Genomic DNA, 15294 nt, shown 5'->3' with positions numbered 1-15294 from the left:
AAGGACAGCCTCAATGCTCATTCATTCCGCCATTCCCGATTTGCGTGCAGCGCTCAAGGCGCGCGGCCGCATCGTTTTTGTCCCGACCATGGGCAACCTGCATGCCGGCCACATCAGCCTGATGGAACAAGCCCGCGCCCATGGCGACACCGTGGTTGCCTCGATCTTCGTCAATCGCCTCCAGTTCGGCCCGAACGAGGATTTCGACAAATACCCGCGCACCTTCCAGGCTGATTGCGACAAACTGGTCGCCGCCGGCGTGGATGTCCTGTTTGCCCCGACGGAGACCGATCTCTATCCGGAGCCTCAGGAATATGTCATCGAACCGCCGGGCATCCAGAACATCCTGGACGGCGAATTCCGCCCGGGTCACTTCCGCGGCGTCGCCACGGTCGTCACCAAGCTGTTCAACTGCGTTCAGCCCGATGCCGCCGTCTTTGGCAAGAAGGACTACCAGCAACTCATGGTCATCCGCAACATGACCCGCCAACTGGCCCTCCCCATCGAGATCATCGGCGGCGAGACCGTCCGCGCCGACGACGGCCTGGCCCTTTCGTCGCGCAACGGCTACCTCTCCGATGCGGAACGTGCCGAAGCGCCGCGCCTGTTCCGCCTGCTTCAGGAAATGCGCCAGGCCGTTCTGAAAGGCAATACGGATTTTCGCGGTTTGGAAAAAGCCGCGGTTGAGGCGTTGACCGTCGCCGGATGGAAAACCGACTACATCGCCATCCGCGAGCAAGCCAACCTTGCCGAGGCAACCGGGAGAGACACACCGCTGGTCATCCTTGCGGCAAGCCGGCTCGGAAAGACGCGCCTGATCGACAACCTTGAAATCTGAACCGCATTCGAATTACATAAAGTTACAAGACTTCACGGGTTCACCAACCCCAAAACCGACTTCCCCCTAGAATCAGCCCAGATCAATTGCGCTCAGCATGCTCTGGGCTTTTTACTGGGGAGTCATCATGAATACAACCAATTCCACGCGTGACATCTGGGATTTGGCAGAAAACACCAGCCACCAGATCGACGGTGACATCCGGAATGTCTGGCTCGGCCGCGGTAACGACAGCCTGAGCATTACCGGCCATGCCAATCACATCGACACCGGCGCAGGCAACGACCAGATCACGATTGGAGGGAATGTCTGTTCGGTTTATAGCGGCACGGGCAACGATCAAGTCAAAATTGGAGGCGACGCTTGGTTGGTCAACTTGGGCGCGGGCAATGACAGCCTCGACATCAAGGGCAACCTGACCCATCTCAACGCCGGCGTCTGCGACGCCGGTGGTGACACCGTCAAAATCGGGGGCGACCTGGGCTGTGGCTGGCTGGGTGGTGGGGATGACATGATCAGCGTCGGCGGCAATGTCGGCTTCCTCTCTCTGGGATCGGGAAACGATCATGCCGACATCACAGGTAATGTCCAGACACTTTGGGCGGGGGCAGGCAATGATAAAGTCCATATCGGTGGGACCTTGAGCTATGCCGACCTCGGCAGCGGCGACAACTGCCTGAGCGTCGCCAAGGATGCAAACTGGATCACCGGCGGCCACGAGCGTGACTATGTTCAAGTCCGGGGTGATCTGAAAGGCTACGCCTGCCTGGGTGAAGGCGACAATGCCCTGCGCGTCGAGGGGGATGCCAATGCCTTCTACACCGGCGGAGGCCAGGATCGGGCCGTGATCTACGGCGATCTGGGCTGGGCCAACATGGGATCCGGCCAGAACAAACTCTGGGTGAATGGCAGTGTTTCCGGCGGGGTCTGGACGGGCATCGATCAAGATAATGTGTTCGTGAATGGCAATCTCAAATATGCCAGCCTGTGCTGGGGCGATGACAAACTTCAGGTCAACGGCAGCATTGGCGGTGTTTCACTGGGGGCTGGTAACGACAAGGCCTGGGTTGGCGCCAATGAAGGTTACCTCTGCGGCGACTGCGGCGACGATGCAGTCTATATCAAACAAAATAATGGGCATGTATGGATGGGCATCGGCAACGATGCACTGACCGTCAAGAAATTTGCCAACGGTGCCCATGCTGATGGCGGCTGCGGTACCGACACGCTGACCTTGATTGGCAACGCCGCCGACTACAAGGTTGAAAAAGCCTGGTTTGGCTTGGAATGGAAGATCACGGACATCGCCAGCGGCAATAAGATGAGCGCCTGGTGTTTCGAAGACCTGAAATTCACCGCAACCGAGCCGCAATCTGACATCAACCTCGGTTTTGTAAACGAAGTTACGCAAATTCCCTGCTTCGAGAACTTCGTTTAATTCACTTTCCTCTGCCGCACAAAACACCAATGGGGACCACCCCATTGGTGTTTTGTTGTTATCTGGCCCGCCATGCTCCTGCCCGCCCCTCTGCTCAGCAACGCCTTCCATGCATGTCGGCGCAGCTTCATCAACGCAGCACTCTTCAGTTTCTTCATCAACCTGGCCATGCTGGTGCCCGCCATCTACATGCTTCAGGTGTACGACCGGGTTATCCCCAGCGCCAATGCCAGCACCCTGATCCTGCTTACGCTCCTGATGCTCGTGTTCATGGCGGCCATGGGCATCCTGGAATGGGCTAGAAGCGAACTTTTGCGGCGCATTGGCAATCGACTGGACACAGCCTGTGCTGAAGTCCTCTTCGAGACTGGATATCGGCAGGTACTCGGCTCCGGGCGACGCTTGAGCGGCACCCAACCCTTGCAGGATTTGAAAGCCATCCGGCAGTTTCTGGCCACCCCCGGCATTTTCGCCTTCCTCGATACGCCCTGGATCCCAGTCTACCTGCTGGTGATGTTTGCCTTTCACCCTGTCATGGGCATGATTGGCCTTGCCAGCGCCCTGCTATTACTCGGCATCACCTGGCTCAATGAACGCCTGACAGCCAAACACCAAGCGCGAGCAGAAGACAGGCATGCAGACGCAGCCAATATGGCCGCCCAGTACTTTCGCAACGCGGAAATCATTGCCTCACTTGGCATGCTCCCCCCCTTGCGACAACGCTGGTACGCGGCAAACCAGACCGCCTTACAAGAACAGAACCTAGCCGCACAACCGGCGACAGCGCTGGCAGCGCTCTCCAAAACCTTGCGGATTGTGATTCAGTCCCTGATTCTGGGAGTCGGTGCTTATCTGGCCATCGAGCAGCACATCACGGCGGGCATGATGGTGGCCGCCTCCATCCTGCTGGGCCGCACGCTGGCCCCCGTCGATCAACTGCTGGGCGTCTGGAAACAATTCATCACGGTGCGCCACCACTATCAACGGCTGACTCAAGTACTTCACGAATATCCGCCCACAGGCAACAGCATGCCCCTTCCCGCCCCGCGCGGTGAAATCCGCGTCGATATCGAGGCCGTGATCCCGCCAGGCAGTGACCAACCGGTTCTCTATGACACTCGCTTCATCACCGCTGCCGGCACCATCACCGGCATCATCGGGCCCAGCGGTGCAGGCAAATCCTCTCTGGCCCGCGTGCTCCTGGGCATCTGGCCATGCGCAAAAGGCAGCGTACGCCTGGATGGAGTGGATATCCACGCCTGGAACAAGGCAGAGTTGGGGCCCTATCTGGGCTATCTGCCTCAGGACATAGAGCTTTTTGCCGGAACAATCCGGGAAAACATTGCCCGCTTTCGCCACGAAGGGGCGGAAAAGGTCATTGCCGCAGCACAATTGTGCGGCTTGCATGAATTCATCCTGAGCCTGCCTGCCGGATACGACACCCCCATTGGGCACGATGGTTTGACGCTCTCGGGCGGACAGCGCCAACGCCTTGGCTTGGCGCGCGCCGTCTATGGCCTGCCTCGGGTGCTGGTCCTGGATGAACCGAATTCAAACCTGGACCATCAAGGCGAACAGGCGCTTGTCCAGGTACTGCAACATCTCAAACATCACGGTAGTACCGTATTCCTGATCACCCACAAGATGCAAGCACTGGCTCATGTAGACCGCCTCCTGGTCATTGATCAACACACATTAAGCATGGCTGGGCCACGTGATGCGGTACTGGCTGAATTGAACAAAGCGTCACAACGTGTTGCTGCGGCGCCAGGCATCCCCTTCCCGAAAGCGACGGTTGCCTCATGAAACAGCACGTTCATGCACTCAGGGAATGGATCAAGGGTATGGAAGGAGACCCGCACCATGCAGAAGAAGGCGCCCTTCATCGTATAGGACTTGGCGTCATCGCCCTGGTTTTCGTCATCTTCTTGGGCTGGGCCGCCTGGGCCCCCCTGGCCAGCGCCATTGTGGCTCCCGGCGTCATCAAGATCGAATCCGAGCACCATGGCGTTCAACATCTTGAGGGCGGCATTGTGCGCCAAATCACGGTGCGGGAAGGTGACTTGGTCAGCGAGGGCAAGGTCCTTCTTGAACTCGATGACACGCAATTCAAAGCCGAACTGGAGGCGACACAAGGTCAGGTGCTGGCACTGAGTGCGGCCCTGGCCCGGCTTGAGGCTGAATATGCGGGAAAAGCGGAGATAGCCTTCCCCGACGGCTTCGCCCAAGCGTCCCCCCAGATCGAAACGCTCAAGCACGATGAACAAGCACTGCTTCAAGCCCGTCGTGACGGCCTCAAGGGGGAACTGGGCATCCTGCGCAGTCGTATGCAGCATAACGAATCCCAAATTCGTGGCCTGCAAGAGATCAACGCGACGAAAGAGCGTATGCGTCGCTCATTGGACGCCGAAGTCGCCGATCTCCAGCGCCTTCTCCCTGGGAAGTTCATCAGTCGGCACAAAGTCAGTCAAACCGAGCGGCAATTGGCTGAGGTTGAGGGAGAGATGGCAGAAAACTCAGCCAGCATGGCCAATCTGAAAACGCAGCAACGGGAAATACAAGCCCAGATAGACTACCGCAAGGCGGATTTCAAAACCCGTGTCGCAGAAGCGATTTCTGATACCCGACGCCGCCTGGATGAACTCGAAAAGCGCCAACGAGGCCTGGAGGACCGCGTCAGCCGGACGGTCATTCGCGCGCCCAGTACGGGTCAGATTCTGGGGCTGAAAGTACATGCCCCCGGCGCCGTTATTTCGCCGGGCACCCAGATCATGGACATTGTCCCGGCCGATACGCCGCTGCTGGTTGAAGCCCGCATCAGCCCACAGGATATCGATAGCGTGCACACCAATCTGCAGGCAGATATCCGCCTGACTGGATTCAAGGCTGCAACCACCCCGGTTATTTCAGGACGCGTCCTGACTGTTGCCGGAGACCGGCTCATCGATGAACGCAGCGGCCAGCCTTATTTCAAGACCCAGATTGCCTTGAATGAAGCCGGAATCCAGCAACTGGCGCGACTGCAATTGCGCGTTCAACCCGGACAACCTGCTGATGTCATGATCCGGACGGGAGAGCGCACCCTGTTTGCCTACCTGCTGCAACCACTCGGCAATGCACTTTCAAAGGCCATGACCGAAGAGTAAGCACCGGATATTGCTCGAAAAAAAGACCGTTGACAGACAGCGCATTGCCGTTAAAATGCGCTTCCCCTAATCTTTCTGGATGAGTGAAACCATGCAGAGAACCATGTTGAAATCCAAGTTGCACCGCGTGACCGCCACGCATGCCGATCTGCATTACGAAGGCTCCTGCGCCATTGATGAAGACCTGCTGGATGCGGCCAACATCAAAGAATACGAGCAGATCGACATCTGGAACGTCAACAATGGCGAGCGTTTCACCACCTATGCCATTCGTGCCGAACGCGGTTCGGGCGTCATTTCGGTGAACGGCTCCGCTGCACGTCGTGCTGCCCCGGGCGATATCCTGATCATCGCCACCTTTGCGGTGTACAACGAAGTCGAGTTGACCAAGCATGAGCCGGATCTGATCTACGTGGACTCCCAAAACCGCATCGTCCGTCGCGGTCACAAAATCCCGGTCCAGGCTGCTGCTGCCTGATACCCCGGTCGCATCGACCTGCTTGCGTCGCCTGTCGTCGCAGCCATGAAAAAACCCGCCTCTGATGGCGGGTTTTTTATTATCCGGTGCCAGCCGGCCCCGGGGCCAAGGCCCCGATGCGGCTTGCCTCTCGGCGCATCAGGCTGCGCCCGCGTCGTCCTTTGCCTTCGGCTTGCGCGGCCGGCTGTTACGCGGGCTACGGGCCTTGCGGGGCTTTTCCTCGGTTGCGCTCGCAACAGGGGGCTCAGCAGACTGAACGGCCGCCTCTGCCGGTACGCTGACCAATGCAGCAGGGGACTCAGCGGCATCCTGCCCGGCATCGGCTTTCGCCGCCGGCTTGCGTGGCCGACGCGGTGCACGCTTCGGCTTTTCGGCCGAGGCGGTCGGTTCACTCACAGAATCAGGGGCTGACTGCGGAGCTGACGGCGCCGCATTGTCCACAGGTGCTTCGCTGGCCATCGGTTCAGCCGCCGGTTCCGGCATCGCCAACACGGTTGCAGCCGCCTCGCCAGAGGCCTCCGGCTCCCGGCCCTCCTTGCCACGCGGATTACGCCGTCCGCCACGGCGGCGGCCCGACTTTTCAGCAGAAGCCGCACTCTCGGCCTTGCCTGCATGTGCTTCGGCCACGATCGTTTCACCCCCTTGAACGGGGGCGACCGTCGGCGTATCCGTTTCTGGGGCCACAGCAACCGGCGCCTCCGCTGCGTCAGGCTGACCATCTGCCATCAGGGGCTTGGCCGGTGCCCGGAAAACAAACGCCCCCTTGTCATCGCGGCCAAAACCGAGCAGGCCGCGACCGGCCGCATCTTCGAGCAGGTTTCCGAAGGTCCGGAAGCCATAATAGTTTTCGTTGAAGCCGGGATTGCGACGTTTGACGACTTCCTTGAGGACAGACGCCCAAATCCGGTCGCTGTCGCCACGGTCGGCCATGAGGTCGACAAAGGTGGCCTGGACGATCTCGATGGCCTTGGCTTTGCGCTCTTCCTGCTTTTCGCGGCGCTTGGCTTCTTCTTCCGGCGAACGCTTTTCACGCTCCTTGCGCTGCGCACGGCCAGCCTCGCGGTCACGCACCAGGTCGTCGTAATAGATGAACTCGTCGCAATTGGTTACCAGCAGATCGGAGCAGGACTGCTTGACGCCCACGCCGATGACCTTTTTGGCGTTTTCACGCAATTTGGAGACCAGCGGCGAAAAATCGGAATCGCCCGAGATGATCACGAAGGTATCGACGTGAGACTTGGTGTAGCAAAGGTCCAGCGCATCGACGACCATGCGGATGTCGGCCGAATTCTTGCCGGATTGGCGCACATGCGGGATTTCGATCAGTTCGAAATTGGCCTCGTGCATGGCGGCCTTAAAGCCTTTGTAGCGATCCCAGTCGCAATACGCCTTCTTGACCACGATACTGCCTTTGGCGAGCAGGCGCTCGAGCACCGGGCGAATATCGAATTTTTCGTACTGGGCATCGCGCACGCCGAGGGCGATGTTCTCGAAATCGCAAAAGAGCGCCATGCTGGCGGTATCGTTGGATGAGGCCATAAATGCTTTCAACTGGAAGAGGCCGCAGTATACCGCGCCACCGCGCCGCCTTTCCGACGGTCCACGCCCCGATAACGGGCAAATCCAAAAAATGCGCTTTTGCGCATCCATCTCTCATTTTTAGCAGGCATCAAAGCCCTGCCCTCCCCCTCCGACCTACCATCGGCCCGCCAAACAATTTCCGAAAGGGGGAAAACAATGAGTGGCGCTTTCACCAAGTCGATGGCGCGGAACATTTTCTACGGGGGGACGATTTTCTTCTTCCTGTTGTTCCTGGCGCTGTCCTTCGATACCCATTCGCAACTTCCCAAGCGCGACATGCGGCAGAACATCACGCCGCAGATCGCCGAGGGCAAGAAGCTCTGGGAGACTCATAACTGCATCGGTTGCCACACCCTGATGGGTGAAGGCGCCTACTTCGCACCGGAACTGGGCAACGTCGTTGTCCGCTACGGCGAAGAAGGCACCAAGGCATTCATCCAGGCACGTCCGAAAGAGGGGATTCCGGGCCGCCGCAGCATGCCGCAGTTCAACTTCACCAACGAGCAACTGGATGCCATCGTGGCCTTCCTGAAGCACGTTAATTCGATCAACGACGCTAACTGGCCGCCTAACAGCCAGGGCTGATCGAGAGGAGAACGACAACATGCAATTCAAGTCTCAAGCGGTTGCCAAGCCGTATTTCATCGCAGCGATCGGCCTGTTTGTCGGCCAGATCCTGTTTGGCCTGATTTTGGGCCTGCAGTATGTGCTGGGTGACTTCCTGTTCCCGGCCATTCCGTTCAACGTGGCCCGCATGGTCCACACCAACCTGCTCATCGTGTGGCTGCTCTTCGGCTTCATGGGGGGCGCGTACTACATGATCCCGGAAGAATCCGAGACCGAACTGTTCAGCCCGAAGCTGGCGCTGGCCATGTTCTGGATCTTCCTGGTTGCCGGCGCGCTGACCATCGTCGGCTACCTGGCCGTGCCGTACGCCACCCTGGCAGAACTGACCGGTAACAACATCCTCGAAACGATGGGCCGCGAGTTCCTCGAACAGCCGCTGCCGACCAAGCTCGGTATCGTCGTCGTCGCCCTGGCCTTCCTGTTCAACATCACCATGACGGTGCTGAAGGGCAAGAAGACCTCGATTTCGCTGGTGCTGCTGATCGGTCTGTGGGGCCTCGCCGTCTTCTTCCTGTTCTCCTTCTACAACCCGGTGAACGTCGTTCTCGACAAGTTCTTCTGGTGGTGGACGGTGCACCTGTGGGTGGAAGGCGTTTGGGAACTGATCCTGGGTTCTTTCCTGGCCTTCGTGCTGATCAAGACCACCGGTGTCGACCGTGAAGTCATCGAGAAGTGGCTATACGTCATCGTCACCCTGACCCTGATCACCGGCATCATCGGTACGGGTCACCACTACTACTGGATCGGTACGCCGGAATACTGGCAGTGGTGGGGTTCCATCTTCTCCGCACTGGAACCGATCCCGTTCTTCGCGATGACCGTCTTTGCCTTCAACATGGTTAACCGTCGCCGCCGCGAGCATCCGAACAAGGTTGCCGTGCTGTGGGCGCTGGGTACTGGCGTGATGGCGTTCCTGGGCGCTGGCGTGTGGGGCTTCCTGCACACCCTGGCTCCGGTGAACTACTACACCCACGGTACGCAGATCACCGCTGCACACGGCCACATGGCCTTCTACGGTGCCTACGCGATGGTTGTCCTGATGATGATCTCCTACGCCATGCCGATCATGCGCGGCCGTGCTGCCAACAGCAACAAGTCGCAAGTCATCGAAATGTGGGCGTTCTGGCTGATGACCATCGCCATCGTCTTCATCACCCTCTTCCTGACCGCCGCCGGCATCCTGCAAGTCTGGCTGCAGCGTGTTTCCGACACGCCGCTGCCCTTCATGGTTGCCCAGGACAAGATCGCCTTGTTCTACTGGATGCGTGAATGGACTGGCGTGGTGTTCCTGATCGGCCTCGTCCTCTACATCGCCAGCTTCTTCATTGGCGGTGACGAGAAGGAAGCTGCCTGATCGGCACTCGATTCCTCCAGTAGCACTTCAGGCGCGGCGCTTCGGCTCCGCGCCTTTTTTCATTTTTGGGCCACATCAAAGGTTGACCGCAGGAGGGCTCGCTAAGATGCCGCCATGCATACCGCTTCCACCCCGGCCCTGCCCCAGTCCGCCCCGCGCCGGCTGCCCGGCGATCTGGCCATCTGGTTCTTCATCCTGGCCGAAATGCTGGCCTTTGCCGTATTTTTCGCGGCCTATGCCTTTGCCCGGACCAAAAACGTGGAGATGTTCAATCTCTACCAGCAAACGCTGGACCGTGACCTGGGGGCGATCAACACCGTTCTCCTGATCACCGGCTCCTGGTGTGTCGTGCTCGCCGTACAGGCAGCCCATCGCGACGATCAATCCGCCATCAGCCGCAATCTGCTGCTCGGCTTCCTGTGCGGCGGTGGCTTCATCGCCGTCAAGGTGATCGAATACGCTGCCAAATTCGGGGCCGGGATCAGCCTGTCGACCAACACCTTCTACATGTTCTACATCTCGCTGACCTTCTTCCATTTCATGCATGTCCTGCTTGGCATGGTCATCCTGGCGATCCTGTGGTTTCAGTCCCGGCAAGGGGTGTACACCAGCCAGCAGGCCAATGGCCTGGAAAGCGGCGCGGCCTACTGGCATATGGTCGACCTCCTGTGGATCGTGCTTTTCCCCCTGGTTTATGTGATGCGATGAACGCGCTGAAGAATCCCGCCCACCGCGCCTGGCTGCTCCTCATCGTGGCCACCCTGATCACCTGGTATCTTGGTGAAGTCGGCGCTGCCGGCACCACCGCCATCGTGACCATGCTGCTGATCGCCTGCCTGAAGGGGCGGCTGGTCATCCTCGATTTCATGGAGCTGCGCGATGCTCCGCGCCTCTGGCGCATCCTGCTTGAAGGCTGGATGCTGCTGGTTTCCGCCCTCATTCTGCTTGCCTACTGGATGTCACTCAAATGACCGACCTGCCGTTCTACGAACCTTCCGGCGACGAAATTGCCCTCTTTGAACACGCCTACCGCGAGCGCCTGCCCCTCCTGATCAAAGGTCCGACCGGCTGCGGCAAGACGCGTTTCGTGGCCCACATGGCGGCGCGCCTCAAGCTCCCGCTGTATACGGTGGCCTGCCACGACGATCTGACCGCCGGCGATCTGGTCGGGCGCCACCTGATTTCGGATCAGGGCACTTACTGGAGCGACGGCCCGCTCACCCGCGCCGTCCGCCACGGCGGCATCTGCTATCTCGACGAAGTGGTGGAGGCACGCAAGGACACCACGGTCGTGCTGCATCCGCTGGCCGACGACCGCCGCATCCTGCCCATCGACCGGACCGGCGAAACCCTCGCGGCCCCGGACAACTTCATGCTCGTCGTCTCCTACAACCCGGGCTACCAGAACCTGCTCAAGGGCATGAAGCCCTCGACCCGCCAGCGTTTCGTCTCGATGCGCTTCGATTTCCCGAGCGCCGAACGCGAGCAGTCCATCCTGATTGGCGAAACCGGCTGCGATGCCGATCTCGCCAAGCGGCTGGTCGGCATCGCCAAGGCCTTCCGCGCCCTCAAGGATCGCGACCTGGAAGAAGTCGCCTCGACCCGCCTGCTGGTCTATGCCGCCACCCTGATCAAGTCGGGCTTCGACGTCACGGCCGCCTGTCGTGCCGCGCTGGTTGAAAGCCTGACGGATGACGAAGAAACCGTCGAAGCATTGATGGAAATCGTCAACGCCACCTTCGGACGCTGAACATGAACAGCGAGGACGATTTCGGCATCACCGAGGACAAGCAGGGGCAAAGCCTGGCGGTGACGGCGGCCGCCCTCTTCCTGCTCAACCTGCTGGCGCTGCCCGGCCTCGCTTTCCTGATCCTGGCCGGCCTCTGGCTCAAAGTGGGGCCAGACACGCCACCGCTGGCCCGGCAGCACCTCAAGCAGGCCACCTATGTCAGCTTCTGGGGCGGCCTGCTCATCGTCGGCCTGTCCGCGGCCATCCTGCTCGCCGGCGGTTTGCAGTCGGCATGGACCTGGGTGGTCCTGATTTTGTATTTCACCTGCATCCACTCGACGCTGATCCTGCTCGGGATGATCGCCCTGATCAAGGCCATGAATGGGCAGATCTGGCGCTATCCGCTGATCGGCCCGACGGTCGACGCCCCGTGAGCAGCCAAAAAGCCCCGCTCCAGCGCAGCCGTCTCCTGACCCAGGTCGGCTTCTTTGTCCTGTTTACGCTGACGCCGCTGTTCGATCTCTTCCGCTACGACCTCACCGAACGGCACGCCTACATCCTGACCTACCCCTGGCATCTCGGCATCGATGACCTGCTTGCCGGCGGTAATGGCCAGACGGCGGCGGTCAACATCCTGCTCTACCTGTTTTTGCCCTTGCTGGGCCTCGCCGCGCTGATCATTGGCATCGCCTGGAAATGGGGCCGTCTTTATTGCGGCTGGCTGTGTCCGCACTTTTCCGTGGTCGAAACGCTGAACCGGCTGATGCAGACGGCCAGCGGCAAACATTCGGTCTGGGACAAACACGCGACACCCCCATGGGAGCCCGATGGTCGCCCGGCCCGCCGCGACCGCCGCTACTGGCTGCTCGTGGTCCCGGCGGCCCTGGGGTTTGCCTTCCTTTGGGCGGTGGTTGGCCTCACCTATCTGATGCCCCCGTTTCAGGTCTATCACGGCCTGCTCACCGGGACCCTGTATCGCGGCGAGGTGATTTTCCTGGTCGCGGCGACCACGGTGCTGAGCCTGGAATTTCTCTTTGCCCGCCACCTGTTCTGTCGCTTTGGCTGTGCCTTGGGACTTTTCCAGAGCTTTGCCTGGATGGTGAACAAGAAGGCCATGGTCGTCGGTTTTGAACGCGACCGCCTGCTCGACTGCGCCGACTGCATGGGCGGCCACGGTTCGGCCTGTGATGCGGTCTGCCCGATGCGCCTGAAGCCGCGCAACATCAAACGCTGGATGTTTGCCTGCACCCAGTGTGCGCAGTGTGTCTCGGCCTGCGCCAGCAGCAACCAACACAACCCGGACGGCCAACTGCTGCACTGGGTGAGCGGCGATGCCGCCAAACGGAACGAAGCGGGCTTTTCCGCCCTCTCCCAACGCGATGAAGATGCCGGTGCGCGCCGCTGATGCGCCGGCAGGAAAGACTGCACCATGGAAGAACTGATCGGCAAACTCTGGCATAACTGGGTGACCAAGGCTGCCGGCGGGCATTATCCGGATGCCGCCGTCACCCTGCCGGAAATCGAGAAAACGGCTGGCATCCTGTTCCGCGCCTTCGGCGGCGATCCCGGCCTCAAGGTCGCGGCAGCCACCGCCGAGCAGCACGGCGCACGGCGCAACTGGCTGCAGCGCCTGGCCGGCAGCCAGGAAAAAGTCTCGCAGGCCCGGCGCGACGCAGAAACCCTGCGTTTGCCGCCGGAAATCGCCGCTTTTCCGGATAAATCCCTGAATCGCGACCTCTACCTGTGGCTGGCCGCTCAAGCGGCTTGCGACATCGCGCCCCACCGAGGCTGGTTCATCCGCAACCAGCAGGCCGCAGCGACGGCCCTGCAACGTTACCCGGGCCTGCGTCCGCGCTACGAGCGCCTGGTCGAAGCCCATCTGGCCGCCCGCATTGCCCCGGAGAAACTCCCCCCGGACGAAGCGGCCCAGGAAAATGCCCTGCGTGCCGCCCTGCGTGCCCCCGGTACGGTCGACGGTCTGACCCCCTTGCATTCGACCCAATCCCGCCCACCGCAACCGATCCTGCTCTGGCTGATTGCGGCAGAGCACGATGCCCCGGCCAACAAAACCGGAGGGGGTGACGAACCGCCTCAGGAAGGCAGCGGCCACAGCGGTGAATCGCGGGAGGCCCACAAGGCCGAGCAGGTCGAGACACCGGACAACAAGGCCCCGCTGCTTGCCATGTTCCGCGCCGAGAGCCTGCCGACCTGGGCAGAGTATGTACGGGTCAATCGCGCCTACGATGAAGACGAAAACCCGGATGCCCAACAGGCCGCGCGCGATCTGGATCGCCTGTCGCTCACCCGCGACGGCCAGACGGCCAAGTCCCGCGTCAAATTCGACCTCGATCTGCCTTCAGAAGCCGAGGACGATCTCCCGGTCGGCCCCGGCATTCCCTTGCCCGAGTGGGACTATCGCAAGGAAATCCTGCTTGCTGACCATTGCCACCTGCAGCCGATGACGGCGCGCGATGCGGGCAGCGCCCCGCTCCCCGCCGAACTCGCCGCAACGGCCAAGAAGCTGCGCAACCAGTTTTCCGCCCTGGCGCCGCAACGCCGCTGGCTGAAGGCGCAGCCCGACGGCCCCGAGCTCGACGTCGATGCCTGCGTGCGCAACCTGAGCGACCGCCGGGCCGGACAAACGCCGGAGACCGGCAACTATCTCGCCCAGGCACGCTGCGAGCGCGATCTGGCCTGCCTGCTGCTCGCCGATCTCTCGATGTCCACCGATGCACCGATTTCCGACACGCATCGCATCATCGACGTGATCCGCGACGCCATTTTGCTCTTCTCGGAGGCGTTGACCGCCACCGGTGACCGTTTCGGCATTTATGGTTTCTCGTCGCTGCGCCGGGAGCATGTGCGTTACCACCTGCTCAAGGATTTTGGCGAACGCTACGACGGCGCCGCCCGCGCCCGCATTCTGACCATGAAGCCGGGCTTTTATACCCGCATGGGCGCCGCCATCCGGCAATCTGCCCAGATTCTTGCCGAACAGCCAGCCAGCCGCCGCCTGTTGCTGATCATCACCGATGGCAAGCCGAACGACCTCGATCTCTATGATTCCCGCTACGGCATCGAAGATACCCGCGTCGCGGTGCATGAAGCCCGCGGCATGGGCCTGACGCCCTTCTGCGTCACCGTCGACCGCGAGGCCGGCAGTTACCTGCCCTACCTGTTTGGACCCGCCGGATTTTGCGTCATCCGCAAACCGGAAGAACTGCCCCGCCGCTTGCCGCTGCTCTATGCGCAACTGACGCGAAACTGAGGTGCAGCAATGGCGCACGAGATCAATACCCCCACAGAACCCTGACCAAAGACATAGTCATTGAGTAGTATTGATCCACCATAAGTAGGATGACACCATCCCCCGATTGCATTGCGGAACCTGCATCACATGAACTCGAATCACCCGATCAACATCGAAGCCCTGCTCTCTCACATTCCGCTGTTCAACAGCCTGGCCCCCGAAGAAATCGCCCGCATCGCACGCGGCACGCGTGAAGTACACGCCGCCAAGGGGGACATCCTGTTTCACAAGGGGGATCCCTGCAACGGCTTCCACCTGCTGGTCTATGGTCAGATGAAGCTGGCCTTCACCTCCTCTCAGGGCACCGAGAAGGTCGTGGAAATCCTGAGCCAGGGGCAAAGTTTTGGCGAGGCGGTCATGTTCATGGAAAAGCCCTACATCGTCTTCGCCCAGGCCCTCTCGGACTCCCTGCTTCTGCACATCTCCAAGGCAGCCGTGTTCGACGAATTGCAGCGCGACCATAACCTCGGCCGCAAAATGCTCGCCGGCATGGCCATGCGCCTGCATCAACTGATGACCGACGTCGAGTCCTACTCTTTGCACTCGGGCAAGGAGCGCATCATCGGCTACCTGCTCCGCGAACTGCCGGCCAACAGCCAGGATGCCACCCAGGTCACCGTGCAATTGCCCACCAACAAGGGCATCATCGCCTCCCGCCTGAACCTGACCCAGGAACACTTCTCGCGCATCCTGCACGAACTGACCAACGATGGCCTGATCGTCGTCGAAGGCCGGAAGATCCATATCCCGTCGGTCCCGAACTTGCGCAAGCATCAGGGCTGAGTCCCGAAAA

Annotated in this window: 15 protein-coding genes; 14 read left to right on the top strand and 1 reads right to left on the bottom strand. The window is 60.5% G+C overall.

Going from position 1 to position 15294, the window contains the following annotated elements:
- The first annotated feature begins 13 nt into the window (after window positions 1-13).
- The 5 genes from panC to panD all read left to right on the top strand — a co-directional run bounded on the left by panC (window position 14) and on the right by panD (window position 5900).
- The gene (gene panC, locus AACO21_RS13560) at window positions 14-838 is read left to right on the top strand and encodes a pantoate--beta-alanine ligase (RefSeq protein WP_346193062.1); all 825 of its coding nucleotides are present in this window, start codon (window positions 14-16) and stop codon (window positions 836-838) included.
- 127 nt (window positions 839-965) lie between these two features.
- The gene (locus AACO21_RS13555) at window positions 966-2276 is read left to right on the top strand and encodes a hypothetical protein (RefSeq protein WP_346193061.1); all 1311 of its coding nucleotides are present in this window, start codon (window positions 966-968) and stop codon (window positions 2274-2276) included.
- Between the two features lie 72 nt (window positions 2277-2348).
- The gene (locus tag AACO21_RS13550; protein WP_346193060.1) at window positions 2349-4082 is read left to right on the top strand and encodes a type I secretion system permease/ATPase; all 1734 of its coding nucleotides are present in this window, start codon (window positions 2349-2351) and stop codon (window positions 4080-4082) included.
- Window positions 4079-5422, top strand: coding sequence for an HlyD family type I secretion periplasmic adaptor subunit (locus AACO21_RS13545; protein ID WP_346193059.1), 1344 nt, complete (start codon window positions 4079-4081; stop codon window positions 5420-5422). Before AACO21_RS13550 ends, AACO21_RS13545 begins: the two co-directional genes overlap by 4 nt.
- A gap of 91 nt (window positions 5423-5513) precedes the next feature.
- Window positions 5514-5900: an aspartate 1-decarboxylase gene (gene panD, locus AACO21_RS13540; RefSeq protein WP_346193058.1), complete on the top strand. Its 387-nt coding sequence runs from the start codon at window positions 5514-5516 to the stop codon at window positions 5898-5900.
- A 138-nt stretch (window positions 5901-6038) separates the two neighbouring features.
- Here the strand turns inward: panD and AACO21_RS13535 are convergent, their stop codons facing one another.
- Window positions 6039-7439 carry an NYN domain-containing protein gene (locus tag AACO21_RS13535; RefSeq protein ID WP_346193057.1) on the bottom strand — a complete coding sequence of 467 codons (1401 nt, stop codon included), beginning with the start codon at window positions 7437-7439 and terminating at the stop codon, window positions 6039-6041.
- A gap of 198 nt (window positions 7440-7637) precedes the next feature.
- Here AACO21_RS13535 and AACO21_RS13530 point away from each other — a divergent pair, with 198 nt between their 5' ends.
- From AACO21_RS13530 to AACO21_RS13490, 9 genes are all read left to right on the top strand, one after another.
- Window positions 7638-8066: a cytochrome c gene (locus AACO21_RS13530; RefSeq protein WP_346193056.1), complete on the top strand. Its 429-nt coding sequence runs from the start codon at window positions 7638-7640 to the stop codon at window positions 8064-8066.
- Between the two features lie 19 nt (window positions 8067-8085).
- Complete coding sequence (locus AACO21_RS13525) at window positions 8086-9462, top strand: cbb3-type cytochrome c oxidase subunit I (protein ID WP_346193055.1); 1377 nt, start codon at window positions 8086-8088, stop codon at window positions 9460-9462.
- Window positions 9463-9576: 114 nt separating this feature from the next.
- Entirely contained in the window at window positions 9577-10170 is a 594-nt protein-coding gene (locus AACO21_RS13520) for a cytochrome c oxidase subunit 3 family protein (RefSeq protein ID WP_346193054.1), read from the top strand.
- Window positions 10167-10433 (top strand): cytochrome C oxidase subunit IV family protein, encoded by a 267-nt coding sequence (locus AACO21_RS13515; RefSeq protein WP_346193053.1) that lies wholly within the window; start codon window positions 10167-10169, stop codon window positions 10431-10433. Before AACO21_RS13520 ends, AACO21_RS13515 begins: the two co-directional genes overlap by 4 nt.
- Window positions 10430-11212: a CbbQ/NirQ/NorQ/GpvN family protein gene (locus tag AACO21_RS13510; protein ID WP_346193052.1), complete on the top strand. Its 783-nt coding sequence runs from the start codon at window positions 10430-10432 to the stop codon at window positions 11210-11212. Before AACO21_RS13515 ends, AACO21_RS13510 begins: the two co-directional genes overlap by 4 nt.
- Before the next feature lie 2 nt (window positions 11213-11214).
- Window positions 11215-11625 (top strand): hypothetical protein, encoded by a 411-nt coding sequence (locus AACO21_RS13505; RefSeq protein ID WP_346193051.1) that lies wholly within the window; start codon window positions 11215-11217, stop codon window positions 11623-11625.
- Window positions 11622-12596 (top strand): 4Fe-4S binding protein, encoded by a 975-nt coding sequence (locus AACO21_RS13500; protein ID WP_346193050.1) that lies wholly within the window; start codon window positions 11622-11624, stop codon window positions 12594-12596. Before AACO21_RS13505 ends, AACO21_RS13500 begins: the two co-directional genes overlap by 4 nt.
- 24 nt (window positions 12597-12620) lie before the next feature.
- On the top strand, window positions 12621-14459 hold the full coding sequence (locus tag AACO21_RS13495; protein WP_346193049.1) for a VWA domain-containing protein: 1839 nt from the start codon (window positions 12621-12623) through the stop codon (window positions 14457-14459).
- 129 nt (window positions 14460-14588) lie between these two features.
- The gene (locus AACO21_RS13490; protein WP_346193048.1) at window positions 14589-15284 is read left to right on the top strand and encodes a Crp/Fnr family transcriptional regulator; all 696 of its coding nucleotides are present in this window, start codon (window positions 14589-14591) and stop codon (window positions 15282-15284) included.
- Window positions 15285-15294 lie beyond the last annotated feature (10 nt).

The sequence above is a fragment of the Dechloromonas sp. ZS-1 genome (genome assembly GCF_039649255.1).
Taxonomy (GTDB): domain Bacteria; phylum Pseudomonadota; class Gammaproteobacteria; order Burkholderiales; family Rhodocyclaceae; genus Azonexus.
The sequence above is the reverse complement of the archived record's forward strand: the minus strand, read 5'-3'. Positions and strand labels throughout refer to the sequence as shown.

Bases quoted from the DNA above. Each gene is read 5' to 3' on its own strand.
- AACO21_RS13520 (WP_346193054.1), top strand. From the start codon at position 9,577: ATGCATACCGCTTCCACCCCGGCCCTGCCCCAGTCCGCCCCGCGCCGG.
- AACO21_RS13495 (WP_346193049.1), top strand. From the start codon at position 12,621: ATGGAAGAACTGATCGGCAAACTCTGGCATAACTGGGTGACCAAGGCT.
- AACO21_RS13490 (WP_346193048.1), top strand. From the start codon at position 14,589: ATGAACTCGAATCACCCGATCAACATCGAAGCCCTGCTCTCTCACATT.
- AACO21_RS13505 (WP_346193051.1), top strand. From the start codon at position 11,215: ATGAACAGCGAGGACGATTTCGGCATCACCGAGGACAAGCAGGGGCAA.
- AACO21_RS13515 (WP_346193053.1), top strand. From the start codon at position 10,167: ATGAACGCGCTGAAGAATCCCGCCCACCGCGCCTGGCTGCTCCTCATC.
- AACO21_RS13525 (WP_346193055.1), top strand. From the start codon at position 8,086: ATGCAATTCAAGTCTCAAGCGGTTGCCAAGCCGTATTTCATCGCAGCG.
- AACO21_RS13550 (WP_346193060.1), top strand. From the start codon at position 2,349: ATGCTCCTGCCCGCCCCTCTGCTCAGCAACGCCTTCCATGCATGTCGG.
- AACO21_RS13535 (WP_346193057.1), bottom strand. From the start codon at position 7,439: ATGGCCTCATCCAACGATACCGCCAGCATGGCGCTCTTTTGCGATTTC.
- panD (WP_346193058.1), top strand. From the start codon at position 5,514: ATGCAGAGAACCATGTTGAAATCCAAGTTGCACCGCGTGACCGCCACG.
- AACO21_RS13555 (WP_346193061.1), top strand. From the start codon at position 966: ATGAATACAACCAATTCCACGCGTGACATCTGGGATTTGGCAGAAAAC.
- AACO21_RS13510 (WP_346193052.1), top strand. From the start codon at position 10,430: ATGACCGACCTGCCGTTCTACGAACCTTCCGGCGACGAAATTGCCCTC.
- AACO21_RS13530 (WP_346193056.1), top strand. From the start codon at position 7,638: ATGAGTGGCGCTTTCACCAAGTCGATGGCGCGGAACATTTTCTACGGG.
- panC (WP_346193062.1), top strand. From the start codon at position 14: ATGCTCATTCATTCCGCCATTCCCGATTTGCGTGCAGCGCTCAAGGCG.
- AACO21_RS13545 (WP_346193059.1), top strand. From the start codon at position 4,079: ATGAAACAGCACGTTCATGCACTCAGGGAATGGATCAAGGGTATGGAA.